General features: G+C 64.9%; 20 protein-coding genes. 5 read left to right on the plus strand and 15 right to left on the minus strand.

Features of this window, described 5'->3' with window-relative positions; all coding sequences use genetic code 11:
* The first annotated feature begins 1 nt into the window (after position 1).
* Both AC3G7M_RS15170 and AC3G7M_RS15175 read left to right on the plus strand, forming a co-directional pair.
* Complete coding sequence (locus AC3G7M_RS15170) at positions 2–1,141, plus strand: HlyD family secretion protein (protein ID WP_489212971.1); 1,140 nt, start codon at positions 2–4, stop codon at positions 1,139–1,141.
* A gap of 18 nt (positions 1,142–1,159) precedes the next feature.
* Positions 1,160–2,725, plus strand: coding sequence for a DHA2 family efflux MFS transporter permease subunit (locus AC3G7M_RS15175; RefSeq protein WP_489212972.1), 1,566 nt, complete (start codon positions 1,160–1,162; stop codon positions 2,723–2,725).
* A 124-nt stretch (positions 2,726–2,849) separates the two neighbouring features.
* Here the strand turns inward: AC3G7M_RS15175 and AC3G7M_RS15180 are convergent, their stop codons facing one another.
* From AC3G7M_RS15180 to AC3G7M_RS15200, 5 genes are all read right to left on the minus strand, one after another.
* On the minus strand, positions 2,850–3,611 hold the full coding sequence (locus AC3G7M_RS15180) for a GolD/DthD family dehydrogenase (protein WP_489212973.1): 762 nt from the start codon (positions 3,609–3,611) through the stop codon (positions 2,850–2,852).
* A 33-nt stretch (positions 3,612–3,644) separates the two neighbouring features.
* Complete coding sequence (locus AC3G7M_RS15185; RefSeq protein ID WP_489212974.1) at positions 3,645–4,445, minus strand: DeoR/GlpR family DNA-binding transcription regulator; 801 nt, start codon at positions 4,443–4,445, stop codon at positions 3,645–3,647.
* A gap of 78 nt (positions 4,446–4,523) precedes the next feature.
* On the minus strand, positions 4,524–5,552 hold the full coding sequence (locus AC3G7M_RS15190) for a substrate-binding domain-containing protein (protein ID WP_489212975.1): 1,029 nt from the start codon (positions 5,550–5,552) through the stop codon (positions 4,524–4,526).
* A gap of 86 nt (positions 5,553–5,638) precedes the next feature.
* The gene (locus AC3G7M_RS15195) at positions 5,639–6,643 is read right to left on the minus strand and encodes an ABC transporter permease (protein ID WP_489212976.1); all 1,005 of its coding nucleotides are present in this window, start codon (positions 6,641–6,643) and stop codon (positions 5,639–5,641) included.
* Complete coding sequence (locus tag AC3G7M_RS15200; RefSeq protein WP_489212977.1) at positions 6,630–8,174, minus strand: sugar ABC transporter ATP-binding protein; 1,545 nt, start codon at positions 8,172–8,174, stop codon at positions 6,630–6,632. The genes AC3G7M_RS15195 and AC3G7M_RS15200 overlap by 14 nt, the downstream gene beginning before the upstream one ends.
* Positions 8,175–8,475: 301 nt before the next feature.
* Between AC3G7M_RS15200 and AC3G7M_RS15205 the strand changes: the two genes are divergently transcribed.
* Positions 8,476–9,720, plus strand: coding sequence for a glycerate kinase type-2 family protein (locus AC3G7M_RS15205; protein WP_489216065.1), 1,245 nt, complete (start codon positions 8,476–8,478; stop codon positions 9,718–9,720).
* A gap of 10 nt (positions 9,721–9,730) precedes the next feature.
* Here AC3G7M_RS15205 and AC3G7M_RS15210 read toward each other — a convergent pair whose 3' ends face one another.
* Together AC3G7M_RS15210 and AC3G7M_RS15215 are read right to left on the minus strand one after the other, a co-directional pair.
* A complete protein-coding gene (locus tag AC3G7M_RS15210; protein WP_489212978.1) occupies positions 9,731–10,768 on the minus strand; it encodes an alcohol dehydrogenase catalytic domain-containing protein in 1,038 nt (345 codons plus the stop codon).
* A gap of 73 nt (positions 10,769–10,841) precedes the next feature.
* The gene (locus AC3G7M_RS15215; RefSeq protein WP_489212979.1) at positions 10,842–11,576 is read right to left on the minus strand and encodes an SDR family NAD(P)-dependent oxidoreductase; all 735 of its coding nucleotides are present in this window, start codon (positions 11,574–11,576) and stop codon (positions 10,842–10,844) included.
* 98 nt (positions 11,577–11,674) lie between these two features.
* On the opposite strand from AC3G7M_RS15215, the gene AC3G7M_RS15220 reads away from it, so the two are divergent.
* Complete coding sequence (locus AC3G7M_RS15220) at positions 11,675–12,049, plus strand: winged helix-turn-helix transcriptional regulator (protein WP_489212980.1); 375 nt, start codon at positions 11,675–11,677, stop codon at positions 12,047–12,049.
* A gap of 13 nt (positions 12,050–12,062) precedes the next feature.
* Here AC3G7M_RS15220 and AC3G7M_RS15225 read toward each other — a convergent pair whose 3' ends face one another.
* The 3 genes from AC3G7M_RS15225 to AC3G7M_RS15235 all read right to left on the minus strand — a co-directional run bounded on the left by AC3G7M_RS15225 (position 12,063) and on the right by AC3G7M_RS15235 (position 16,548).
* Positions 12,063–13,316 carry an MFS transporter gene (locus AC3G7M_RS15225; RefSeq protein ID WP_489212981.1) on the minus strand — a complete coding sequence of 418 codons (1,254 nt, stop codon included), beginning with the start codon at positions 13,314–13,316 and terminating at the stop codon, positions 12,063–12,065.
* Positions 13,317–13,318: 2 nt separating this feature from the next.
* Positions 13,319–14,092 carry a ferredoxin--NADP reductase gene (locus tag AC3G7M_RS15230; RefSeq protein ID WP_489212982.1) on the minus strand — a complete coding sequence of 258 codons (774 nt, stop codon included), beginning with the start codon at positions 14,090–14,092 and terminating at the stop codon, positions 13,319–13,321.
* Between the two features lie 167 nt (positions 14,093–14,259).
* The gene (locus tag AC3G7M_RS15235) at positions 14,260–16,548 is read right to left on the minus strand and encodes a D-tagatose-bisphosphate aldolase, class II, non-catalytic subunit (protein WP_489212983.1); all 2,289 of its coding nucleotides are present in this window, start codon (positions 16,546–16,548) and stop codon (positions 14,260–14,262) included.
* A 93-nt stretch (positions 16,549–16,641) separates the two neighbouring features.
* Here AC3G7M_RS15235 and msrA point away from each other — a divergent pair, with 93 nt between their 5' ends.
* Positions 16,642–17,187 (plus strand): peptide-methionine (S)-S-oxide reductase MsrA, encoded by a 546-nt coding sequence (msrA, locus tag AC3G7M_RS15240; RefSeq protein ID WP_489212984.1) that lies wholly within the window; start codon positions 16,642–16,644, stop codon positions 17,185–17,187.
* Positions 17,188–17,192: 5 nt separating this feature from the next.
* Here the strand turns inward: msrA and AC3G7M_RS15245 are convergent, their stop codons facing one another.
* From AC3G7M_RS15245 to AC3G7M_RS15265, 5 genes are read right to left on the minus strand one after another with little or no spacing between them, the layout of a single operon-like run.
* Positions 17,193–18,632: a hypothetical protein gene (locus tag AC3G7M_RS15245; RefSeq protein ID WP_489212985.1), complete on the minus strand. Its 1,440-nt coding sequence runs from the start codon at positions 18,630–18,632 to the stop codon at positions 17,193–17,195.
* 44 nt (positions 18,633–18,676) lie between these two features.
* Entirely contained in the window at positions 18,677–20,158 is a 1,482-nt protein-coding gene (locus AC3G7M_RS15250; protein WP_489212986.1) for an ATP-binding response regulator, read from the minus strand.
* 8 nt (positions 20,159–20,166) lie between these two features.
* Positions 20,167–21,957 carry a response regulator gene (locus AC3G7M_RS15255; RefSeq protein WP_489212987.1) on the minus strand — a complete coding sequence of 597 codons (1,791 nt, stop codon included), beginning with the start codon at positions 21,955–21,957 and terminating at the stop codon, positions 20,167–20,169.
* Complete coding sequence (gene cheB / locus AC3G7M_RS15260; RefSeq protein WP_489216067.1) at positions 21,951–22,994, minus strand: chemotaxis-specific protein-glutamate methyltransferase CheB; 1,044 nt, start codon at positions 22,992–22,994, stop codon at positions 21,951–21,953. Before cheB ends, AC3G7M_RS15255 begins: the two co-directional genes overlap by 7 nt.
* Before the next feature lie 41 nt (positions 22,995–23,035).
* Positions 23,036–25,213 (minus strand): hybrid sensor histidine kinase/response regulator, encoded by a 2,178-nt coding sequence (locus AC3G7M_RS15265; protein WP_489212988.1) that lies wholly within the window; start codon positions 25,211–25,213, stop codon positions 23,036–23,038.
* Between the last annotated feature and the right edge of the window lie 6 nt (positions 25,214–25,219).

Genomic DNA, 25,219 nt, shown 5'->3' on the forward strand with positions numbered 1-25,219 from the left:
CATGAACCAGATTTCTTCCCGCGATCGCACGACGGCCGATGCCGGCGAGGCCAGAAAGGCCGAGCCCAGCGCGCAGCCGCCCGCGCAATCCACCCCGACGCCACCGGCCAAGCGCAAACGCAGCATCCTGCGCCCTATCCTGATGCTGGGCGGCATCGCTGTGGTGATCATCGGCACCGGCTATGTCTGGCTGACCGGCGGACGCTACATCTCCACCGACGATGCCTATGTGCAGGCCGCCGAAGTGAATGCCACGACCGACATTTCGGGCCTCGTGTCCCGCGTGCTGGTGCATGAGGGCGAGGCCGTGAAGACGAACCAGGTGCTGTTCCATCTCGGTGAGCATCATTTCCAGATCATGCTCGATGGCGCGAAGGCTAAGCTGGAGCAAACGGCAGAACAGCTGGCGGCCGAGAAAGAAGACTATCAGCGCATGCTGAAGGATGTGGACACAGCGAAGGCCCAGGTCGCGCAGGATCAGGCCGATTTCGGACGCTATGCCTCGCTTATCCATGGCGGCGGGGTGACGCGGGCCGAATATGACGACGCCCATTTCAAGCTGATGGCCGATCAGTCGCGGCTGGAATCCCTGGGCGAGCAGGCAAAGACGCAGCTCGCCAAGCTGGGCGGCGATATCACAACCCCGGTGGAACAACTGCCCGATTACCTGAGCGCCCAGGCCGATGTCGCGGAGGCGCAGCGTCAGCTTGACCACACCACCGTGCGCGCGCCGTTCAACGGCATCGTCACCAATGTCGAAAATCTGCAGCGCGGCCAGTATCTCACGGCTGCCTCCGCCGCCTTCGGCATCGTCTCGACCGATGACGTCTGGGTCACCGCACAGTTCAAGGAAACCCAGCTGACGCATGTGCTGCCGGGCCAGGGCGTGACCATTACGGTCGATACATATCCCGGCTCCAAATGGACCGGCGTCGTCGACAGCATCGCCCCTGCCTCGGGCAGCCAGTTCTCGCTGCTGCCGGCGGAAAACTCCTCCGGCAACTGGGTCAAGGTGGTGCAGCGCATTCCCATGCGCGTGAAGATCACCGGCGGCCCCGCCGATCTGGTGCTCCGCGCCGGCATGAGCGTCGTCGTATCCGTCGATACGCATCATCAGCGCCATCTCTCCGACCTCTGGTAAGCGCGGAAACCCAGACGCATGTCCGCGACGTCCGCCGCCATCCCACTGTATGAGCGCATCACGCCGCTGACGCGGACCATCGTCACGATCTGCGTCATGCTGGCGACCTTGATGCAGGCGCTGGACAGCACCATCGCGAATGTGGCCCTGCCCTATATGCAGGGCACGCTTTCGGCCAATTCCGACCAGATCAACTGGGTGCTGACCTCCTATGTCGTCGCGGCCGCCATCATGACGGCGCCCGTCGGCTGGATGAGCGCGCGTTTTGGCACCAAGAACGTGCTGCTGGTGAGCCTGGTCGGCTTCACCGTCACCTCCATGCTCTGCGGTATCGCGGGGTCCATCGGCGAGATGGTGATCTTCCGCTTCCTGCAGGGCGTCTTCGGCGCGGCCCTGGTGCCGCTCTCGCAGTCAACGCTGCTCAACATCTACCCAATCGAGAAGCGCGGCGGTGCCATGTCGATCTGGGGCATGGGCGTGATGCTGGGCCCCATTCTGGGCCCGACGCTGGGCGGCTATCTGACCGATCTTTACAACTGGCGCTACGTGTTCTTCGTCAACCTGCCTTTCGGCATTCTGGCGACGATCGGCGTGTTCATCTTCATGGCCAAGGATGACGAACGTCCCGTACCGCGCTTCGACTGGACGGGATTTGCCATTCTGGGCATCGCACTGGCCGGACTGCAGCTTGCCCTCGACCGCGGCGAGACCAAGGACTGGTTCGGATCGAACGAGGTGATCGCCGAGACGGTGATCGCGGCGCTGGGCTTCTATCTGTTCACCGTACATATGCTGACATCCGACAAGCCCCTGCTGCCCAAAGGCATCTTTACGGACCGCAACATGCTGAGCGCGATCCTGATGATGTTCCTGGTGGGACTGGTGCTGCTGTCGAGTTCTGCCTTGCTCGCGCCCTATCTGCAGAAACTCTCGGGCTATTCCGTGCGTTCGGCCGGTCTGGAGATGGCGCCCCGCGGCTTCGGCACCATGGCCGCGATGATGATCTGCGGGCGCGTGGGCACAAAACTCGACGTGCGCCTGCAGATGCTGGTCGGCATCGTGCTTCTGCTGCTGTCGCTCTACTGGATGACGCTATGGACGCCGGATGTATCCAGCAGTTGGATCATTACCGTCATCGTCGTGCAGGGTGCGGGTATCGGCGCTGTCTTCATGCCCTTGCAGCTGATTGCCTTCGCGACGCTGAACCCCGCCCTGCGGGGTGATGGTGCCGCCGCCATGAGCCTGACGCGTAACGTTGGCATGGCGATCGGCACTTCTGTCAGTTCCGCCATCGTGACGCAGATGTCGCAATACGAGCATGCGGTTTTGAGCTGGTTTGTGACCCCCTTCGCGCACCCATTCACGGGCAACGCGATGCGCATGCTGGACCCGAGAACGGCTCTGGGCGCCCAGCAGATGGACCAGATCATTCAGCGGCAAGCGAGCATCATTGGCTATGGCGACGCCTTCAAGGCGCTGATGATCAGCTCGATCCCCTGCCTTTTCCTGCTGTTTCTCATGCGCAAGCCCAAAGTGCCGCCCAAGCCCGCCGATCCGGGCGAGGCCCATGTGGCGATGGACTAACCTCGTCATCCGCGTGCTCGTCACACGGGTCTGCCTATTGGCGCCTCAGACAAGAAGATCCCCGCGACAAGCGCGGGGATGACGCAGCAAATGCCAGCGCGGCGGCAGGCCGCCGGCGTAGACCTCAGACGATGGTGTAGCCGCCGTCGATGACGAGGTTCTCGCCATTGATCAGCCCGGCAGCGCCGCTCGCCAGATAGAGCACAGCATGGGCGATCTCCTCCACCTCACCAAAGCGGCCGACCGGGATTTTGGCGCGGAAGGCAATGCCCTTTTCGCCCGCCCAGACTTCCCGGCCCATGGCCGTATTGACGACGGTCGGTGAAATCGTATTGGCGGTGACGCCGTGCGGACCCCATTCCAGCGCCAGCACTTTCGACATGGCGATGATGCCCGCCTTGCTGGCCGTATAGGCGATATGGCCTTCGAGTGCCACGAGCGCCGCCTGCGAGGCCAGACTGATGACGCGGCCGTAATTGCGGCTGATCATGTGCTTCCCCGCCGCCTGGGAAAACAGGAAGGCGGCGCGCAGATTGATGGCGAAGGTCGCGTCCCACTGGCCGATCGTGAGATCGGTCGCCCGCGCGATCGGCGCGATACCGACATTATTGACCAGGATGTCGATGCGGCCATTTTCGCCGGCAATCTCATCGACCGCGGCATGGACGGCGGCATCATCCCGCACATCGACGGCGAGGCCGTAGCTACCATTGCCCAGACCCTCTGCAAGGTCAGAGACCTGGGGATTCTGGTCGATGATGACGACGCGCGCACCCTGCTCGGCCAGCAGGGTCGAAATCGCGAGGCCGATGCCTTGCGCGCCGCCGGTGACGATCGCGACCTGACCGGAGAGATCATAGGTCTTGGCGAGGCTTGTTGCTGTCATGGTTCTAATCCTGGTGAGGGATGGTTTTTGCGGTCACGAGAATGTCTGCGGATCGGCGAGCTTGATCTGCACCTTTGTCTCCCGCAGCTTATCCAGATCCGGCGTGGAAAGTCCGCGATCGGAGATGATCACATCGAAATCCGTAACATCCCCGACACGGTGCAGCGCGGTCGCGCCGAATTTCTGGCTATTGGCGAGGAGCACGCGCTGGGCCGCGACCGAGGCCAGCGCCTGTTTGATTTTCACGACCTCTTCTTCCGAGTGATAGATCGTATTGTCCCAGACGCTTTGGGCGGAGATGAAGGCGGTATTGGCCCGCAGGCCGCGAATGGCCTGCTCGCAGACCAGGCCGAAGAAGCCGTGGTAATGCTGATAGTAGGTGCCGCCGAGGCAGATCACGGTCTTGCCGGGATCGCCGCGCAGCCGCTCCAATGGACCGAGCCCGTTGGTGATGACGGTCAGCGGCGAGATGGGTGCCAGCTGTTCGGCGAGGAAGGTGGAGGTGCTGGAATCGTCGATGACCACGATCTGGCCTGGCTGCACCAGCTCGGCCGCGAGGCGCGCAATGGCCCGTTTCTCAGCGGTCGCAATCGTGCCGCGCTGCGCGAATTCAGTTTCCACCAGCGTGAAGGATTGCACCCGCGCGCCGCCATGGACCTTGCGGACGAAGCCCTGCTCGGACAAGGCGTCGAGATCGCGATGCACCGTCATGCGGCTGACGCCGAAACGCGCCGCCAGCTCATCCACCTGGGCTGCGGTTTCCTTCAGCAGATAGTCCAGAATGCGCTGGCGCCTTCCATCGACGCCGCGCAATTTCTGACTGTCATCTCCCATGGGGCTCAGGCTCCATAACGGGGGAAGTGTGATCCGGCCAAGGGCGACCGGATCACAGCCTACAGTCGGCTCTGGGGGTTACTGGTGGCCGTAGTCGCCCGACGCGAGGTTGGCGTTGATCAGCGCCGGCAGCGTGTTCAGGAAGCCGCTAAAATCGCCGTACATCTGCGTGTAGTAATGGTCGATATTGCTTTTGGTCAGTTCCGGCATGATGAACATGGCGGTGGCCGGGACCTGCTTGCCCTGGACATGGTTGATGGCGACCTGCTCAGCCATGCCGAGTTCCAGCGGACCATCCTGCAGGTTGCTTTCGAGCTCGGTGCCATCGCGCACGGCGCGCATGCCGTCCTTGATGCCGTCGGTGCCGGTGACCGGGATCTTCCCTGCCAGACCCTTTTCCTTCAACGCCTGAATGGCGCCGATCGCCATGTCGTCATTCTCGGCGATGATGCCGTCGATCTTGCTGCCGTAGCGCGACAGCCAATCCTGCGTCACGCTGTACGCCTGGTTGCGCGCCCAGTTGCCGGGCTGGATGGCCAGCACCGTCACGCCGGGATTCTGCGCCAGAACCTGCTTGATGCCCTTGGTGCGGTCGATTTCACCGGACTGGCCGAGCGGGCCCTGCAGGACCACGACATTGCCCTTGCCGCCGAGGGCGGCGACCATGTGCTTCGCCTCATTGGCGCCGGCCTGCACGTCATCAGGGCCGACATAGGAAGTGATATAGGGCGTCGCATCGGGGCTGGCCGTCAGATTGGTGACGATGACCGCAATGCCGGCTTCCTTCGCGGCCTTGATCTGCGGCGTCAGCGTAGCCGAGTTGACCGGCGCCACGACAATCGCATCAACCTTGCGGTTGATGAACTGCTGGAACTGCGAAATCTGGGCGTTCACGTCCATGCCCGCGCTGTTCCACAGCAGGGTGGCATGATTGGCCTCGGCCACCTTCTCCACGCCGCGCTTGGCGAGCGAAATGAAGGAGGACATGTCATAGACGGTGAAGCCGATGACGGGATGGGCGCTATCGGCGAAGGCCGGGACGGCCCCGGCCATGCCGGCCGAAAGGGCGGCACCCGCCAGAAGACTCGTGAGGAACTTGGACGACATTTCTCTATCCCTTTTATCTGGTCGTTTTTTGTTCGATCTCCGCCACCTTCTGGCGGCGGAGCAGCCAAGGCACGTCCCCTTCAGGCTCAGTCGTCGCCGCGGTTCATCACGCTGTCGACGAAGACGGCGCCGATGATGATCAGGCCTTTGACGATGAGCTGGTAGAAGGGTGAAACGTTGATGATGTTCAGCCCGTTATCGAGCACCCCGATGATGAGGAAGCCGAAGACGGTGCCGATGATGGAGCCGCGGCCGCCGGCCAGGCTGATGCCGCCGATGACCGCCGCCGCGATCGCATTCAGCTCATACCCGGTGCCGTTGGTGGCGATGCCCGCGGTGGCCCGCGCCGCCAGAATGACGCCCGCGATGCCGGCCAGAAAGCCCGAGATGGTATAGACCGCGAAGCGATTGCTGCGGAGGCTGACACCTGCGACGCGCGCGGCCTGCGGATTGCCGCCGACTGCATAGATATGCATGCCGAATTTGGTGCGGGCGAGGATGATCCAGGCGACGACCACAACCACGATCATCACCGCGACCGGAATGGACAGTCCGAAGATCTTGCCGCTGAGTGCGAGGAACTGATCCGAGAGACCCGAAATCGGCTGACCGTCACTGGCGACGAAGGCCAGGCCCGAGGCAACCGTCATATTGCCCAGTGTGGCCACAAAAGGCGGCACGCGGGCGAAAGCCACCAGCAATCCGTTGAAGGCGCCGATCGCGGTGCCGGCCAGCACGCCCAGTGCCACCGCTTCGGTGCAGGTCAGGGCGCCGTCATCCTGTGCGAAAAGCGCCGCCACAACGCCCGACAGGCCCACGATGCTGCCGACCGACAGATCAATACCGCCTGTCAGGATGACGAAGGTGGCTCCTGTCGCGAGGAGGGCATTCGCCGCGACCTGGATCAGGATGACGTTCATATTGGAGAAGGTGAGGAAGCTTTGATTGGAAATGGCCAGTGTCACCAGGAACACCGCCAGGATGATCACCAGCGCATAGCGCAGCGCGAAACGGCCGACCTTCTGCGGGGACGGAAGACCCTTCGGTGCCGCTGCGTTGGCAACCACGGGTGAGACGCTATTGCTTGCCATTGGACGACCTTCCCATCGCCAGACGCAGGATCGCTTCCTGCTCCAGCTCGTTCTTCTTCAGCTCGCCCATGATCGCCCCGTCCCGGATGACGAGCACGCGGTGGCTGAGATTGATAAGTTCCGGCATGTCGGAGGATGCCAGCAGCACCGCGACACCCTGCGCCGCGAGATCATTGATGAGGCGATACAGCTCGCTGCGCGCGCCGACATCAATGCCGCGCGTCGGTTCATCCAGAATGAGCAGGCGCGGCGTGCCGGTGACAAGCCAGCGGGCGATGGCGACCTTCTGCTGATTGCCGCCCGAGAGATGGCCGACTTTCTGGCCGAGCGTCGCATAGGCAACCTTGGTGCGCTTGAGCACCTCCAGCGCCTGGCTGCGGCGCTTGCCGTTTTCCAGCAGGCCGCCGGGCGTCACGAAGGCATTCAGATGCGGCAGCGTGATATTGTCGAGAATCGAAAGCGAGGTGAGCACGCCGGACAGTTTGCGATCTTCCGGCACCATCGCGATGCCGCGGCTGATCGATTGCTGCAAATGCCCGAGCGGAAGATCGCGGCCATCCAGGCGCAGCGAACCGGTCGCCTTGCGCATGCCGTAGATCGCTTCCAGCATCTCAGACCGTCCGGCGCCGACCAGGCCGCCGAGCCCCACGATCTCACCGGCCTTCACCGTGAAGGAGACCGATGATTTGTAGCCGCTGACCGCCAGATCGCGGACTTCCAGCACCGGCGTCTCACTCTCCATGATCTGCCGGTCCGGGAAAAGCTCGGTGATCTCACGCCCCACCATATCGGCGATGATCTCGCGCTCGGTGAGCGAGGATGTGGGCGCATGACGAATGATGGCGCCGTCCCGCATGATGGCGACGGTGTCTGAAATCGCCTCGATCTCTTCCATGCGGTGGCTGGTATAAAGGATGCAGACGCCATCCGCGCGCAGGCGGCGGATGACCCGGAACAGCTGCTCGACCTCCTGCCCACTGAGGGAGGATGTCGGCTCATCCATCAGGATGATGCGGGCCTGACGCGAGGTCGCTTTCAGGATTTCGATCATCTGCGTGGTGGCGACGTTGAGACCTTTCATGGTCAGCGTCGGATCGACGGACAGGCCGACGCCTTCCATCATGGCCGCCGCTTCCTCGATCATCTGCCGCCGCCGGAGCAGGCCGAAGCCGCTTTTCTCGCGGCCGATCATCAGGTTCTGCCACACCTTCATATCCGGGATGGGGGCGAGTTCCTGGGGAATGATGGACACGCCCAGCGATTGCGCATGACGCGCATCGAAGCGCCGCACCGGCTCGCCGAACAGTTTCAGATGGCCGCTGTCAGGCTGGACCTGGCCGGAGATGATCTTGAAGAGGGTGGATTTTCCAGCGCCGTTTTCACCGGCCAGCACGTTGACGGTGCCGGCCAGGAAACGCGCCGAGATGTCGCGCAGAACAGGCACGCCCTCATAGGATTTGGTGAGGCTGCTGCAATCAACGACCACATCGCCCGCTGCCTGCGGCATGTCCACGGCCACTGCCGCGCTCACGCGCAAAGCTCCATGGGGCCAAGGCTGAAGCCTGTGGCTGTCATCATTTCCTCCTCCGAACCGCTGAAGGGTTCCGCGCGGCCGTTATCAGCATCGGCCGTATCTTGAGATATCCTTATCATACCACGCCGCGAAGACAACAGGGTTTGGCGCAGTCGTCACAGAGTTATGAGAGCAATGTCACATTTTACCCCATGACGCCCGGCTGCTTTTCCTCACGCGTGAACCGGTGCAAGCTGGGGACACGCTTGCCTGGGCTGAGGGACATGCCGTGACTGAGGATGAGACGCTACTGCGGCAGATGTTTCAGGCGGCCGTCGACTCGGCCTCACCCGATCACACGCTGCCCCGGCATCTGCCGCCGCCGCCGCCGGGCCGTACCATCGTCGTCGGCGCCGGCAAGGCCGCCGCCAGCATGGCGCGCGCGGTGGAACAGGCCTGGCCGCAGGACCGGCCGCTGAGCGGTCTGGTGGTTACGCGCTACGGTCACGGTGTGGGGACATTGGCGCGAATCGATGTGGTGGAGGCGAGCCACCCGGTGCCCGATGCCGCGGGCGCGGCAGCGGCCCAGCGCATTCTGGACCTCGTCGCCGGCCTGACGCCAGAGAATCTCGTTCTGTGCCTGATCTCCGGCGGCGGGTCCGCCCTTCTGGCAGCCCCCCTTCCGGGCGTGACCTTGGCCGATAAGCAGGCGATCAACCGCGCGCTGCTGCGCTCAGGCGCCGCGATCGAGGAGATGAATTGCGTGCGCAAGCATCTCTCGGCGGTGAAAGGCGGAAGGCTGGCCCAGGCCGCCGCCCCTGCCCGCCTGGTGACGCTGGTGATTTCCGATGTGCCGGGCGATGACCCTTCCGTCATCGCCTCGGGTCCCACGGTTGCGGACGCCACCACCCAGGCCGAGGCGCGCGCGGTGCTGGCCCGCTACGGCATAGACGTGCCGCCCGCGGTCACGGCCGTGCTTGCCGATCCGCGCTGCGAATCGCCCAAACTGGGAGATCCTGCTTTCGCGCAGGCCGAGACCCGGATGATCGCGACGCCCCAGGCCGCATTGGAGGCAGCCGCTCGCGTGGCGGAAGCGGCCGGGATTGCGCCCGTCATCCTGGGCGACGCCATCGAAGGCGAAGCGCGTGAGGTCGGCCGCGTCATGGCCGGGATCGCGCTGCAGGTGGCGCGGCATGGCCAGCCGGCCCAGGCCCCCTGCGTGCTGCTGTCAGGCGGCGAGACGACGGTGACGGTGCGCGGATCGGGCCGCGGCGGGCGCAATGTCGAATTCCTGCTTGCCCTCGCGGTCGCGCTGAAGGGCGCGGCCGGCATTTCCGCCATTGCCGGCGATACCGATGGCGTCGATGGCGCCGAGGAGGTGGCCGGCGCGGTGATCGGCCCCGGCACTCTGGCCGAGGCCGCCGCGCGCGGCCTCTCTGGTCAGGCGGCGCTGGATGATAATGACGGGCACGGGTTCTTTGAAGCGCTCGGCGCTCAGGTCATCACCGGTCCGACCCTGACCAATGTGAACGATTTCCGCGCGATCCTGATCCGCCCCGCCTGACGCCCTGCGATCAGGCCGTCAGCACCAGCCGGCCCGGCACCTGGCCGCGGCGCAGACGGTCCAGCGCCGCATTGGCCTCTGCCAGCGGCAGGGTCTCAACATCGGCCAGGATGCCGGCGGCAAGTGCGAGTTCCACCGCCTCCATCAGATCCGCCCGCGTGCCGACATTGGAGCCGATCAGCCGCTTCTCGAAATTGGCGAGATCGGAGATCGAGACCGGGAGTTGATCCCGGTCCTTCGCGGGAAGCGCGATAAAGATGACCGCACCGCCGGGGGAGATCGCCGCGATCGCCTGGGTGAAGGCGCGAGGCGCGGGAGCGACGACAATCGCGGCCCTGAGCCCGGCCTCACCCGCAATGGCACGGAGTTCCGCCGGCAGATCGGCGACATCGCCGCGCACCGTAGCCACAGCCCCGAGGCGGGTCGCGCGTTCCAGCTTGCCGGCGTCGAGATCGACCGCAATCGGCCGGTAGCCCATGGCGCGGGCATATTGCACCGCCATCTGGCCGAGGCCGCCGCAGCCGATGACCGCGACATAGGCGCCCGGCCGCAGACCGGCACGCTTCAGGCCGCGATAGGTCGTGACCCCGGCGCAGAGCACGGGCGCAAAGCGCGCGGCGTCGATATCCTTGGGCAGTTCGACCACGAAAGCGGCACGCGCGACGATGTAATCGGCATAGCCGCCGTCACGGCTGAAGCCGGTACCTTCCGCCTCGCGGCAAATGGTCTCATCCCCTTCCAGGCAGGCCCGGCAATGGCCACAGGCGCCGCCATTCCAGGCGACGCCGACGGTCGCACCCAGCGCGGGCCCGACCGTCTCAGGCCCGTAGGCGATGACTTCGCCGACCACCTCATGCCCGGGGATCAGCGGCAGCTTGGGCGGCTGGCCCCAGTCGCCGTCCACGATATGCAGATCGGAATGGCAGACGCCGCAGGCGGAGACGCGGATCAGCACCTCTCCCCGGCCAGGCGATGGGATGGCGTCGCAGCCCAGTTCCAGAGGGGCGCCCATCGCGGTCATCAGGGCACGCGTCATCTCCAATGCCATCCGGCACATCCTCTGTGATTGCAGCGATAAGCCTGAACCGGTTCTGGGCGCTTCGCAACGGGCGATGGGGGCGTCAGACGACCTGAGCCATACCGCCATCGACGCAAAGCTCAGCCCCGGTCACGAAGCTGCTTTCCGATGATGCCAGGAACAGCGCCGCCGCGGCCGCTTCCTCCGGCCGGCCGAAGCGGGCCAGCGGAATCATCTGCGTGATGGTCTCTCGCAACTCGTCCGGCGCGTTGTCGAAAATCGGCGTGTCGATCGGGCCCGGGCTCAGCGTATTGACGCGAATACCGCGTGGCGCCAGTTCCTTGGCCCAGGTGCGCGCGAAGGACCGGATCGCGGCCTTGCTGGCACCATAAGCCGTGTAGCTCGGCGTGCCGATGAAGCCTGCAATGGAGCCGACGAGGACGATCGAACCGCCGTCGGCCATCAGCGGCAGCAGCGTCTGCACCGTGAACAACGCCGCACGCACATTGATGTCGAAGGTCTTGTCGAAATGCGCGGCTGTTATTGTGCCCAGTGCGGCGGGTTCCGCGACGCCGGAATTGACGACGAGGACATCAAGCCTGCCATAGAGGTCGCGGATGGTCTCGGCCAGCCGATCCAGATCCGCCGCGCTGGTGACATCGCCCTGCACGGCGGTGACATCGGGGCCAAGGTCGGCGACTGCCGCGTCCAGCGCCGTCTGGCGGCGGCCGGTGATGATGACCTTGGCGCCCTCGCTTTGGAAGCGCCGGGCGACGGCGAGGCCGATGCCACTATTGCCGCCCGTCACGACGGCGATCTTTCCACTCAACTGAGACATCAGGATTACTCCTTCAAAGGGAGCCATCCAGGTATAGGATAGATACCTGCGGTCAATTACGCACTTACGATCGCCTAGGTATACTTGAGGAAACCGCCATGCTCGACGACATCGCCCAGGACTTCCCGGAGGCCCAGTCCGCTCAGCTCATCCTCGACCAGATCGCGAACAAATGGTCGATCATGATTTTGACGGTGCTCTGCACCGAGCCCACGCGCTTCAATGCCATTCAGCGGCGGCTTGGCGGGATCACGCATAAGGCGCTGACCCAGGCGCTGCGGCGGCTGGAACGGAATGGACTTGCGACCCGGCGGGTGATCACGACCTCTCCGGTTGCTGTCGAATATGCCATCACCCCGCTCGGACAGACCTTGCGGGCGCCCTTCGCGGCGCTGCACGCCTGGACATTGGCCCATGCTGGCGATGTCGCGCAGGCGCAGCGCGCCTATGACGCGCGCGAACCGGCTATTTGAGGCAGCAGGCGCGTCAGGCCGCCGGCAGCGGCTCAATGCGGCTGAGGCGCCAGGACAGAAACAGGCCGAGCAGGACCAGCGCGCAGGTCAAGGCGACAACGCCGTGCCAGCCGAAATAGCGCATGAAGACGCCGCCCAGCGTGCCGACGACGCTGGCGCCCATATAGTAGAAAAACAGATAGAGCGATGACGCCTGTGCCTTTGCGTGCCGGGCCCGCTGCCCGACCCAGCCGCTGGCGATGGAATGGGCACCGAAGAATCCGAAGGTCACCAGCGCGACGCCCAGGATGACGAGAAGAACGCTGTGCGTCTCGGTCATTACTGTTCCCAGCAGCATCAGCACGAAGCCCACCCAGAGCACGCGGCGGCGGCCCAGGCGGTTGCCGAGATTGCCCATCCAGGCGGAGCTGAAGATGCCGATCAGGTAGCAGGAGAAAATCAGCCCGACCGACGCCTGGCTGAGGTTGAAGGGCGGCGCCAGCAGCCGGTAGCCGAGGTAATTGTAGACGATGACGAAGCCACCCATGAGCAGGAAGCCCTCGGCAAACAGCATGCGCATCGCGCCGTCCCGCAGATGGGAGACGAAGGCTGCCCCCAGCACGGTGACGGAAAACCGCCGTGGCTGAAAAAACCGTGACGGCGGCAGGATGCGCCAGAAGATGAGGTTTCCGATCAGCGAGACGAGGCCGATGATCAGAATGGACTCCCGCCAGCCGACATGTCCGGCCAGCACGCCGATGACCAGCCGCCCGATCATGCCGCCGAAAGCATTGCCGCCGATATAGAGACCGATCGACAGGCCGGCGGAGCGCGGATGAATTTCCTCCGCGACATAGGCCATGGCGACCGCCGGCAGGCCGCTCAAGGTTACGCCCATGACCGCGCGTACAGCCAGAAACTGCCACCATTGCGGCACCAGGGCAGAGACGATCATGAGGACGGAGGAGGAGACGACGGACGCGACCATCACCGGCTTGCGGCCGATGCTTTCGGAGACGCTGCTGGCGACCAGCATGCAGAAGGCCATCAGCCCGCTGGTGAGCGACAAGGCGAGGCTGGCGCCCGCCTCGCTTTGGCGGAAGACGAGCGAGAAGACCGGCAGCAGCGGCTGGATGGAATAAAGCAGAGCGAAAGTGGAGAAGCCGGCGGTCGCCAGCGCCATCTGCGTCAGTACAAAGGCGCGCGTGCCGTGCTGGATCTTCTCAAAGACGCTTCCGACCGGGGCGGCGGCGGGCTGAGCGCCCGGACGGTGAGCGCTGAGAGCCATGTCTATTTCTCGACGAAAGCCTTTTCGACGACGAATTCGCCCGGCTTGGCGTGACTGCCTTCTTCAAACCCGTTGTCCCGCAGCCAGGACGTCATATCGACCAGCATTTCCGGGCTGCCACAGAGCATGAAGCGGTCATCCGAAGTCGCGATCGGCGCCAGGCCGAGGTCGGACGCGATGCTGCCATTGCCGATGAGGTCGGTCAGGCGGCCACGATTGCGGAAGGGCTCGCGCGTCACGGTCGGGTAATAGAGCAGCTTGCCGCGCACGATGTCGCCGAGCAGCTCGTCATTCGGGAGCTGGCTTTCGATGAACTCGGCATAGGCCAGTTCGGCGACCTGACGGACGCCATGAACCAGCACGACATGCTCAAACTTCTCGTAGATCTCGGGGTCTTTGATGATCGCCATGAAGGGGGCGAGGCCCGTGCCCGTGCCGAGCAGATAAAGGTTCTTGCCGGGCAGCAGGCTGTCAGACACCAGCGTGCCGACCGGCTTGCGGCCGACCAGAATGGTGTCGCCTTCCTTCAGATGCTGCAGGCGAGAGGTGAGCGGGCCGTCCGGCACTTTGATGGAGAGGAATTCCAGCCCCTCCTCATAATTGGCGCTGGCCAGGCTATAGGCCCGCATGAGCGGCTTCCCGTTCACTTCCAGCCCGATCATGGTGAACTGGCCATTCAGAAAGCGGAAGGCCGGATCGCGGGTGGTTTGGAAACTGAACAACCGATCGGTCCAATGATGGACATTCGTCACTGTTTCCGTATTGAACGCCGACATCCGTAACTCGCCCTCTCACTTCCGCTCGGTTGGACATAAAACTGCGCGGCCCTGGCGGCCAAGTCTTTATGTTGCAGCGCAGCTATCCTGACCGGATGACATCGCAGTGACGATGCCGCCGCGGTCAAGGCTTTATTTGGTCGCGCGACAAGACCCGGCGGCCCGCGTCAGCCGGCTGGCCGGCAAGCTGCCGCATAGATCCGCAGCACATCCCTCACCGCTTCCACGGCGAGGCCGCGCGCGGTGGCAGGCAGCGTGCCGGCCGCGACGCGATCGTAAAAGCGCGGCAGATACTGGCTGATCAGCGGCTCGGGGATGGTGACGCCGTCCAGACGCCGAAACAGCCGGTCCACCGCCGCGACCGCCTCGGGCTCCGGCCAGTAGTAGCGAATGCGGTCGCTGTAGCTGTAATGCCGCAGGATGCGCAGCTCGGCCGGATTGCCGTGATAATGCGCGCGCCAGTATTCGGGCTTGAGCAGCATCAGATGCTCCATCACGCCTGCCAGGGATTCGACTTCAGGGTCGATCTCCGGCGCGATCACGGCGGCGATGTCATCCAGCCCATACAGCGCCTCGCGCAGCGCGAAGGTGAGTGACGGACCCACTTTCAGGATCGGAAATCCGTCGCGCACGAGGTTGGAAAGCGCATCCGCCGTCTGGTAGTCGGTGGCATGCGCCTCAAAAATCAGCCCCGGCAGATGCGCGAGCGCCCCGGTCAGCTCCGCCGCCGCGGCCGATGAATAGCGGGTGACGCTTTCATTGCCGTGCTCGACGCCGGGCTGCACGACGAGGGCCACGACCCGGTTCAGCATTCGCCCCAGACCCTGTTCTGTGAAGACCTGGCGATGGACGGCATAGGTCGCGAGCGGCGCTTCCGGGTCCGTCACTTCGGTTTCGGGGATCGCTTCCAGGGCGCCACCCGGCGTCGGCACTTCCGTGCCGATGATATAATAGGGTTTGGTGCCGACCTGGGCCGCGACGCGCTCGGCGACGGTCGCCAGACGCGCGGCACGGGCCGCGACGGTGGCGTCTGCCAAGGCGATCGGCTCGCCCGCGCAGCCCATGCTGCAATCAAGATGGATTTTCAGGAAGCCGGCGCGGATGAAGTCCTCAACCATGATCTCGGCCTCAGCCAGGGCCTCATCCGCGGGCAGGTTCTTCCAAGGGTTGGGACCGAGATGGTCACCGCCCAGGATGATTCGCGCCTGCGGAAAGCCGACATCCTGCGCGATGCGGTAGACGAAATCGCGAAAATCAGCCGGCGTCATGCCGGTATAGCCGCCGTGCTGGTTGACCTGATTGCAGGTCGCCTCGATCAGCGCCGGCCTGCCGTCCTCCTTCGCCTGAAGCAGCGCGGCTTCAATGACGAAGGGATTGGCCGAGCAAACCGAGGTGATGCCGAACGGCCGGCCCGAGGCGCGGGCGGGCGCCAGTTCCGCCAGGATATCCGCCCCCGATGGCGCCGGCGCCGGGGCGCCCGGCACCAGGCCGCGCCGCTGCGACAGGATAAAGGCATCAAGCTCGGCGAAGGTCGCGGTGCCCTCCATCGGCCCCCGGCGGGTTACCGCCAGGGCGCCGGAGGCCGCGGCATAGCGCAGGCATTCCGAGACGCTGCGCCCCTGCAGACGGCAGGTGATGAAGGTCGCGCCGAAACAGTCCCCTGCCCCGGTCGGATCGATCTCGCTGACCGCGAAAGCCGGCTGGCGACGATGTTCATGGGCATCGTGATAGGTCGCACCCTCGGCACCGTTTTTCACGACGATGGCTGAGATGCCCAGGCCCAGAAGCTCGGCGATAGCGCCGCCCTCGGTCTTGCTGTCGGTGAGCAGGCTGAGTTCAGCGCCGCTCGGCATGAAGATGTCGCAGACCGACAGCATATGGGTCAGCGCCTCCCGCATGCCGGGCGCGTTCAGCATTTCCTTACGGATATTGGGATCGAAGGAGATAGTGCCGCCCTGCGCCTTGATCATGGCGATGGCGGTCTTGGTCTCCACGATAATGCGGGGAGACGCCAGCGACGAGCCCATGATATGCAGATGACGGCTGCGGCCCAGCAAGGTCAGCGCGGCTTCCGTCAACTGGGTCTGGCCCGAGGCGCTGTGACGGATGTTATAGACGAAGTCACGGTCACCGTCCGGGCGGTAGCGCACGAAGGCGCTGCCGGTGGCATAGGAGGGATCGACCGCGATGGCGCTGACATCGACGCCGTCGGCCGCCAGGCGCTCGACATTGACGAGCGCGAAGTCATCCTCTCCCACCGCGCTGATAATACCGCAGGGAAAGCCGAGCTTGCCGACCTGGTCGATGAAAATGGCAGTGGCGCCGCTGGGAAAAGGCCCGACGAGGCTGATCGGCTCCCGAAAGCCGTGCCCGGGCTCGGTCGCCATGATCTCGACCAGAATCTCACCGATGGTGACGATGCCGCCCGGCGTTGCCGTGCCGTCTGCCATAACCATGTACTCGCGTTCCCTTGCTGGACGACATCTTTTACGGTCGTGTCGGAATGCCGATATGCTGATCCGCACAATTGGTCAAAATGGGAGACAAACATGACAACCGCAACGGCCACCGTCGGCGGCGGATGCTTTTGGTGCACCGAGGCGGTGTTTCAGGAGCTAGCCGGCGTCACCTCCGTCAAATCCGGCTATGCGGGCGGCCATATCCCCAACCCGACCTATGAAGCGGTCTGTACCGGCCGCACGGGACACGCCGAGGTCATCCAGATCACCTACGATCCGGCTGTCCTGTCCTATGCCGATCTGCTGCGCGTCTTCTTCGCGACGCATGACCCGACCACGCTCAATCGCCAGGGCAATGACGTGGGCACGCAGTACCGCTCCACGATCATGCCGACGACGGCAGAGGAAGCGCAGACCGCGCGCGATATCATTGCCGAAATCGACGCCCGCGGCGCCTGGGGCGCCAATGCGGTTACCACGATCGAGCCGCTGGACATCTTCTATCCGGCCGAGGCCTATCATGATGATTATTTCGCCCGGAACCCGAATGCCGGCTACTGCCGGGTGATCATCGCGCCGAAAGTCTCAAAAATGCGCAAGGAATTTCTTGACCGGTTGAAGCGCCAGCCGGCCTGACGCCGCTACGGGGTGTTACGCCGGAACACCTCGACCTCATCCCGGCCGAGCTTTTGCCGGAGTGCCAGCCGGTAGTCCCGGGCGACACCGTTCAGGACGATTTGGCGCGCTGCCCAATTCTCATCCCCATAGGGCGGGGCGATGATGACGGTGGTCGGCGCGCTCGCCATGATGCGGGCGACCTCGCCCAGCAGGTCAGTGCCCAGCGCGTGCGCCTCTTCCAGCCGGGCGAGGTGGCTGGGGAAGGCGAACCGGGTGGGAATGCAGGCGCTGGTCGCGCCGTAGAAGGCGGGCTCGCCGCTATAGACATAAAGGCACCCGGCGGGATCGATGTCGGCGGCAATCGCGTCAAACTGCCGGCGCGTGCCGTGATGGCGAAGGCTGGTCAGCATCATGGTCTCGCTCACGATGAAGGCCACCGCCAGCACGGCGAGCGCCGGCGCGCGGAGGTTTCGCGAACCAAAGCCCGCGGCAGCCGCAGCCGCCAGAGGCACCAGCACCGGCAATAGGTAGTGGTGCAGGTAGGTGCCGAACAGCAGCAGCCCCAGCATTGCCGCCACCAGCCAGGACAACACAAAGCGATGGGCGGCGCGCGCCTGCGCCCCCTGCTCGCCCCGGCCGATGACGGCACAAGCCAGCAATGGTGCGAGCACCGCCAGGATCAGGACCAAGCGCAGAACCAGGACGCTATCGGGCGTCGGCGCACGCGCAAAGATCGACACGAAATTGGCGAAGAAGAACGCTGTCCAGTGGCCGGTGACCCGATAAAAAGCCGCCACCAGAAGCGTCGGCGCGAGCGCCAGACCAATCCAGATCGCGCCGGAGATAAGGGCTGACCCCGCGCCCTTGGCGCGATAGGCCAGAAGCAGGAAGGTGAGGCCGAAGAAAACCCCCTCGAACACCGCGCTGTATTTGATCTGCAAGGCGACGCCCATCAGCAGCATGGCGGCGGACCCGGCGGCCATCAGGCCCCGAAAGGGGGCCATCCGCCCGAGCACGGCGCGCAGGGTCAGCAAACCTGCAGCACAAACCGGCAGATTATAGAAGATGGGCGACTGGCCGGCCCCGGCATGGCCGAGATTGAGCCACAGGATATAGGCGAGCCCGGCGCAGAGGGCGCCAAAACGCGTGCTGAATTCCGTGCCGATGCGCCGGATCAGTTCAGCCGTCAGAACCACGAAGAGCGTGCCGACAAGCTGATAGGCCAGCACCCCGTTGCCACCCAGAGCGCGCATCGCGGCATAGAGCAGAAAGAGGCCGGCAGGCTTGCGGTCCCAGATGTCGATATAGGGCATTGCGCCATGCAGGATGCGCGACCCGACGAGAAGATAGAATTCCTCATCCGTATAGATGACGGGATTGCCGAACATCGGTGCCCGGGTCAGCAACGCTGCCAGTGCCAAGATCAGCAGCGGCGCGCGCAGCACGGACAGAAACAAGGACATGGCCGCCGGTTCTTTCAGTCGCGTGCTGGCGCGGAGCGTCCGCCTCAGCGCGCTGGATCAGGCGCGCGCGGCAGGATGATCTCCACCACCGTGCCGCCGTGCTGCGGGCAATGCACGCGGGCCAGACCACCGGCCTGCTGCGCCAGGCCGTAGACCATCGAGAGGCCCAGACCCGTTCCCTTGCCCACCGGCTTGGTCGTGAAAAACGGCTCGAACACACGGGCCAGAACTTCGGGCGGAATGCCGGGCCCCGTATCGCGCACCGCGACGGAGACGTAGTCGCCGGGTGCCAGATCAACGCCATCTTCAACCGACAGCGTCAAATTGCGGGTAACGAGCGTCAGGCTGCCCTCGGCGCCTTCCATGGCGTCGCGTGCATTGATGCACAGATTGAGCAGGGCGAGTTCCAGCTGGTCGGGGTCGACATGGGCCAGCCACAGATCCGGCGCCAGATCCTTGGCCACGATCGTGGCCGGACCAATGCTGCGGAGGATGAGGTCTTCCATCTCATCGATGACCTGATTGGCCTCGACCGAGCGCAAGGCCAGATCCCGCTGCCGGCTGAAGGTGAGCAGCCGCTGCGTCAGCGCCGTGCCGCGTTCGGCCGCGAGGGTTGCATTTTCCAGCAGACGCTGGAGCCGGGCGTCGTCATTATTGCGGCGCAGTGCCAATTCCAGGCTACCCAGAATGGCGGTCAGCAGATTGTTGAAATCATGCGCGACGCCACCCGCCATGGTGCCGAGGGCCTGCATTTTCTCAGCCTGATGCAGACGGTTTTCCATCAGCCGCCGATCGGTCACATCATGTTCGAGCACGGCCAGATAGCGGGGCTTGCCGTCGGCACCTGGAATGGGCACCCGCGTCACCTGCAGTAAACGGGGCGAGAGGCCAGCGCCGCGCTCTTCCAGCCTCTCCATCGCCTCTCCGGCCGCGAGCGCCTCGGCCTCGGCTTCCGCCAATCGGCCACCCTCCCCATCGGCCGCGAGCAATTCCGCCTCGCGCCGGTACAGGGCGGCCTGCGGCGACAGCCCAAGTGCCGCGGCCTTGGCCTGGTTGAGCCGCACGAAACGCCCGGCGGCATCCTTGAAGGAGACCGCATCCTGGCTGCCATCCATGAGACCGCGCAGCAGCGCCTGCTCCTCCGCCAGCGAGCGCCGCAGCTGGCACTGCTCATGCGCATTGGCGATCGTGCTGAGGAGCAAAGCCGGCTCCCACGGTTTCTGCATATAGGCCGAGATTCGCCCGTGATTGACGGCGTTGACGACGGCCGTGAGGTCCGCGTAGCCGGTCAGCAGGATGGTTTGCGCATCTGAAATTTCGCGCGCCTTCGACAGGAAGACGTCGCCCGTCATCTCCGGCATGCGCTGATCGGAGACGATCACGGAAATTGACGGCTCATCGCACAGGATTTCGAGCGCCGCTATCGGCGAAACGGCGCTCCAGACGTCAAACTCGTCTTCCAGAAGGTCGCGCAGCGCGGTCAGAATCTCCGGCTCGTCATCGACGATGAGAATAGTGCCTCTCATACCTTCCGTCATGCTCCTGTGGTCGGCGGGCGCAGTGGCGCCGCCGACATCTCCCGATCCATGGCAGATGCCTGGACTGCCTGGTGTTCCATTTCGTGCGTCAGAGGCACGGCTATCTTGAAGGAAGCGCCGCCCGCAGCCGAACGGCCGATGGTGATGGCTCCTTGATGCGCCTTCACCACCGAATAAGCGATAGCCAGACCGAGCCCTGTCCCTGATCCGATCGGCTTTGTGGTGAAAAACGGTTCAAAAACTCGTTCCTGCACCGCATCCGGCACGCCTGGCCCGGAATCCTCGATGAGGATGATGTAATCTGTTCCTTCGGTGGTCACGGTAATGTCAATACGACCCGTGCCCTGAATGGCGTCGGCCGCGTTGCTCACGATGTTCATCACCACCTGATTGAGCAGCGCCGGAGAACACCAGAGTGTCGGCAGCCCGTTATAATGGCGGCCGACGCTGATGCGATCACCCAGTTTGGGACGCAGCAGCGTCAGCACCGTGTCGATCGCCTCGAAAATATCGACGAGCTGAAAGCCGCCCTCGTCCAGGCGGGAGAACTGGCGCAGGTTGAGCACCAGATCACGGATACGCTTCAGCCCAGCGCCCATCGCCGTCGCGCGGTCCTGGGCCTTGGCGATATAGCCGCGGGCCTTGTCGGTCGTGACATCATCGGCGCCGATCTGGTCCAGAACCCGCTGCACCGTTGCCTGATGCGCCAGGATGAAGGCGAGCGGATTGTTGATCTCATGCGCGATGCCCGCGACAAGCTCGCCGAGCGACGCCATCTTGGCGGCCTGAACGAGCTTCGCCTGGGTCTCGATGAGCTTGTCATTCGCCGCCCCAAGCTCTGCATTGGCCTGGGTCAGCGCTTCCGTCATGCGGGCGCGTTCGACCGTGATCGCGCGCTCCCGCCGGTCGGCGTCGGCCTGCGCCATCTCGTCCTGCATCATCTTGCGTCGGACGATGGCACGCAGCCGCACCCGCAGGAGACCGTGATCGTTCAGGGTCGGGATGAATTCGTCGAGACCCGCATCGAAGGCGCCGGAGAGCTTTTCTTTCGAGACGGCACCGTCGCGCTCAATGCCGATCAGCAGAAACGGCGCCGTGCTGCGATCGCCCTGCTGGGCGCGCTCTTCCGTCCGCAAGGCATTCAGCGCGCGGCACGCCTCCACACTGTCGAAATCGCGCGCAGGAAGACCAATCAACACACAATCGATCGGCCGCTCGGGATTGTCGAGCGCGACCAGCGCATCCGCGACGCCGGAGGCCGCCTCGACCAGATAGCCCTCGCGCAGCAGCGTGGCGCGATGCTCCTCCAGCCCTGCCGCATCATCATCCAGCACCAGAAAGCGGAGGCGCCGGAAATGCGGCATGTCATCGCCTGCCTCCTCCACCGGCGCCGGCCGCTGGCGCAGCAGGGCGCGGATGCGCAGGATGATGAAGTCAGGATCGGCAGCTTTGGAAATATAGGCATCGGCGCCGCTTTCCAGCCCCTCGCGCTCCGTTTCCACTTCGGCCGCTTCCGTCAGCATCAGCAGGGGTATGGAGCGCGTGCGGCTGTTCAGGCGGAGCTGGCGCGACAATTCACCGCCGGACATGCCGGGAAGATGAAAATCGGCGATGACGAGATCGGGCAGCTTGGCATTGAGATGATCGAGCGCGGCTTCCGCGGTCGCCGCGCGCTCGACCTGAAACCCGTGGGATTCCAGCATCCGGCGGATCATGATGGCCTGGGTTTCGGAATCCTCCACAACCAGAAGGTTGTGGCTCCGCTCCTGCACGATCGTATTTACCATGACGGGGGGTCCAGCACGGCGCGGCGCAGCGTATCGGCGATGCTGTCGAGGGGCAGAGAGAGCAAGGAGGCCCCGAGCTTCACCGCCGCCTGCGGCATGCCATAGACGACCGCTGTTGTATCGTCCTCGGTCAGGGTCAGGGCGCCGCTGCGGCGCATGGCGAGCAGGCCCTCGGCCCCGTCCTCGCCCATGCCGGTCAGCAGCACGCCCAGCCCGCGCGGGCCGCAGAGCTGGGCCAGCGACTGGAACAAAACCGTGCCGGAGGGACGCTGGCTGTTGACCGGAGGCTCGCGCCCCAGGCGCAGCGTGCCGTCGGGCGCCAGCGTCAGATGCTGGTCGCCGGGCGCGATATAGACACGGCCCGGCATCGGGGTTTCACCCGCGACCGCAATCCCGACCCGCATCGGCACGATGCCGTCCAGCCAGGCGGCGAAGCCCGGCATGAAGGCAGCCCCCATATGCTGGACGACGAGAATGGGAATAGGCAGATCGGCGGGCAGCGCGCCCAGCACGCGGGCGATGGCGGCAGGGCCGCCCGTGGATGCCACGATCGCCGCGATCGACGGCGTGCTACCCGGCCGCCCCCGCGCCGCGCCAAAAACAGGCCCCGGCAGGGCCGCGCGAGGCCGCGGCGGCCGCTGCCGGATGACCGGCACCTGGCTCATGATATAAAGCTGGGTGCAGATGGTGTCCGCGATCTCGGCATGATGCGCATGACCGAAACCGGCAGGCTTTTCCACCACCGAAAGCGCGCCCGAGCGGAGCGCGTTCATGGAGATGCGCAAGGACGCATCCTCGACCGCATCGGCGATGACGACGATCGGCTTGGGCGAGCGCGACATAATAATGCGCGTTGCTTCCAGCCCGTCCATGCCCGGCAGGCGGATATCCATGGAAATGACGTCGGGATCGACGTCAGACAGCGCCGCGATGGCGGCCTCACCCGAGGGGCAGACCGCGCAGACTTCTAGCCTCGGATCGGCTTCGATGATCATGCGCAGCAGCCCCTGAATGACGAGGCTGTCCTCCACGACCATCACCCGCACCGGGCGTCCGTGAACGCGTGAGGCGTACGCCGTCACAAAAACTGCCCGATCGTGCCCAGCAGACTATGCTGGTCGAAGTTCTGCTTCGCGATATAGGCGCTCGCCCCCAGATCCAGCCCACGCCTGATATCATCGGCGTTACTGCGGGAGGTCATGATAACAACCGGAATGTCTTTGAGGACCGTATCGTTCTTCATCGTCCGCAAGAGTGTAAATCCATCCATCCGCGGCATTTCGACGTCAGCCAGGACCAAGTCAATGCCCCCGCCGGACGCCTCTTCGTGATCGCCGCGCCTGCCGCCATAGCGCCGTAGAATAGCAAGCGCCTCCAATCCATCGACCGCCACCAGCACCTGATACCCATGTGCTTCCAGAATGGATTTCTCCAAGGTCCGGCTGGTGATGGAATCATCCACGACCAGAATGGTCTGCACGACGCCCCCCTGCGCGTCGGAGACGGTCTCCGCCGTCCCGGCATCCCCGGACCAGCCGCCGCGCCGGCTCCAGCGCGCGATCAGCCCGTCGGGTGAGAGCAGGGCCGCCGGCAGGCCGCTCGTGATCATGACAAGCCCGGCGACGAGTTCCGTATCAAGCCCAACGAGATCGGCATTATGCGAGAGAAACCGGCGCGCATCCTGAAAGTGATCGACCGCCAGAGCCAGACGCTGGTTCATGATCGGGCTTTGGATGACGGCGAGCTTCACATGACCGTCATGGACCGGCAGACCGGCCGTGCCCATGCCGAGCAGATCGCCCAACACGGCCACGGGTGCCAGGCGGTGCGACCCCGGCCCGTCGATCCGCACACACATCTGGCCGGCCACCGGTTCGATCTGTCCCACCGGTATCCGCAGCAGACGGATGAGCCCCGCCGCGGGGATGGCGACGGTCACCGTTCCGAAGTCGAGCAGCACCGCGTATTGGCGCGCGACCAGAAGCGGCACGCTGACTTCGACGGTCGCGCCACGGCCCTGCCCGCCAGGCTCGGGCGCGTTCCGCCCCGCCGCGATCATGCGCGCCGAGCCGCCCAGGCTGCGGGCGGCTTCGGTTACGATGGAAAGACCCATGCCGCGGCCAGACAGCTGCCCGACATCGGCGCGGGTGGAGAAGCCCGGCTCGAAAACCAGCGCCAAAAGCTGCTCGGGCGGCGCGCGGCGCGCTACCGCGTCGGTCAGCAGGCCGCGCTCGATCGCGCGTGCGCGGATGGCGGCCAGATCGGGCCCCGGCCCGTCATCCGTGACCCGCACCGTCAGAACACCGCCGCCGCTATGAAGCGACAGCATGATGCGCGTCGCCCCCGGCAGGCCACGGGCACGCCGAAGCGACGCGGCTTCGGTGCCGTGGCTGACGGCATTGCGCAGCAATTGCAGCACCGGGTCCTTCAGCGCCTGCAGCACCCGCCGGTCAGCCTGCAGGCCAAGACCCAGAAACTCCAGTTCCGCCTCTACCCCTTCGTCACGCGCGATATCGCGTACCATGCGCGCCATGGGACCGAAGATGGTTTCGGCGGGCACCAGGCTCATGCGGTCGACATCCTGGCGGACTCTGCGCAGCGCCTCATCCAGCGCCCAGGAGGAGCCGCGCAGGTCATGCCGCATGAGGGAGGATTGCCGCAGGGCCTGGCTCAGGTCAGCCGCGACCTGCTCCAGCTGCGGCCCTGCCTGACGCTGGCCCAGCAGGGGTTCGATCGCGCGACGGGCACGCCGCACCACGGCTTCGAGACTGGCCAGGCGCTCCTGCAACCCGTCCTGCCGATCCACGGCCTGGGCGAGCTGGGTTGCCGCGACAATCAGATCCGTCACCTGGCTCGCTTCGACGCGCAAATAACCCTGCGCCGGTTCGTCCCGGCTGACTGCGCCCTCGGGCTCAGGCGTGGCGCCAGCGGAGGTCCGCTCGATCACCGCTTCGATCCGGTCGAGCCCGGCTTCAATCACCGTGATGCGGTCGCGCGCGAGACCGCGCCCGCTTTCGATCACGCTCGCCATCTGCGCTTCCAGCTCATGCGCAAGGGTCTCGACCTCGGGCAGGTCGACAGCCCGCGCCGCACCCTTGAGCGAATGGAGCCGGCGGAAGATATCCTTCAGATCGGCGCGTTCCCCCCGCCTGGCCGCATCAAGCCCGCGGCGGACCACGGACAGGTGATCACGATATTCGATCTCGAACGCCGCCAGCAGTTCCTGGCGCAGATCAGCGGGAATAACGGGGGGCATGGCGAT

Source organism: Acidisoma sibiricum, assembly GCF_057837225.1.

Coding starts and splice junctions, on each gene's coding strand:
- AC3G7M_RS15170 (WP_489212971.1), top strand. CDS start 2: ATGAACCAGATTTCTTCCCGCGATCGCACGACGGCCGATGCCGGCGAG.
- AC3G7M_RS15255 (WP_489212987.1), bottom strand. CDS start 21,957: ATGGTAAATACGATCGTGCAGGAGCGGAGCCACAACCTTCTGGTTGTG.
- AC3G7M_RS15220 (WP_489212980.1), top strand. CDS start 11,675: ATGCTCGACGACATCGCCCAGGACTTCCCGGAGGCCCAGTCCGCTCAG.
- AC3G7M_RS15225 (WP_489212981.1), bottom strand. CDS start 13,316: ATGGCTCTCAGCGCTCACCGTCCGGGCGCTCAGCCCGCCGCCGCCCCG.
- AC3G7M_RS15230 (WP_489212982.1), bottom strand. CDS start 14,092: ATGTCGGCGTTCAATACGGAAACAGTGACGAATGTCCATCATTGGACC.
- AC3G7M_RS15250 (WP_489212986.1), bottom strand. CDS start 20,158: ATGAGAGGCACTATTCTCATCGTCGATGACGAGCCGGAGATTCTGACC.
- cheB (WP_489216067.1), bottom strand. CDS start 22,994: ATGGTCGTGGAGGACAGCCTCGTCATTCAGGGGCTGCTGCGCATGATC.
- msrA (WP_489212984.1), top strand. CDS start 16,642: ATGACAACCGCAACGGCCACCGTCGGCGGCGGATGCTTTTGGTGCACC.
- AC3G7M_RS15195 (WP_489212976.1), bottom strand. CDS start 6,643: ATGGCAAGCAATAGCGTCTCACCCGTGGTTGCCAACGCAGCGGCACCG.
- AC3G7M_RS15235 (WP_489212983.1), bottom strand. CDS start 16,548: ATGGTTATGGCAGACGGCACGGCAACGCCGGGCGGCATCGTCACCATC.
- AC3G7M_RS15190 (WP_489212975.1), bottom strand. CDS start 5,552: ATGTCGTCCAAGTTCCTCACGAGTCTTCTGGCGGGTGCCGCCCTTTCG.
- AC3G7M_RS15245 (WP_489212985.1), bottom strand. CDS start 18,632: ATGTCCTTGTTTCTGTCCGTGCTGCGCGCGCCGCTGCTGATCTTGGCA.
- AC3G7M_RS15215 (WP_489212979.1), bottom strand. CDS start 11,576: ATGTCTCAGTTGAGTGGAAAGATCGCCGTCGTGACGGGCGGCAATAGT.
- AC3G7M_RS15205 (WP_489216065.1), top strand. CDS start 8,476: ATGTTTCAGGCGGCCGTCGACTCGGCCTCACCCGATCACACGCTGCCC.
- AC3G7M_RS15180 (WP_489212973.1), bottom strand. CDS start 3,611: ATGACAGCAACAAGCCTCGCCAAGACCTATGATCTCTCCGGTCAGGTC.
- AC3G7M_RS15210 (WP_489212978.1), bottom strand. CDS start 10,768: ATGGCATTGGAGATGACGCGTGCCCTGATGACCGCGATGGGCGCCCCT.
- AC3G7M_RS15185 (WP_489212974.1), bottom strand. CDS start 4,445: ATGGGAGATGACAGTCAGAAATTGCGCGGCGTCGATGGAAGGCGCCAG.
- AC3G7M_RS15265 (WP_489212988.1), bottom strand. CDS start 25,213: ATGCCCCCCGTTATTCCCGCTGATCTGCGCCAGGAACTGCTGGCGGCG.
- AC3G7M_RS15175 (WP_489212972.1), top strand. CDS start 1,160: ATGTCCGCGACGTCCGCCGCCATCCCACTGTATGAGCGCATCACGCCG.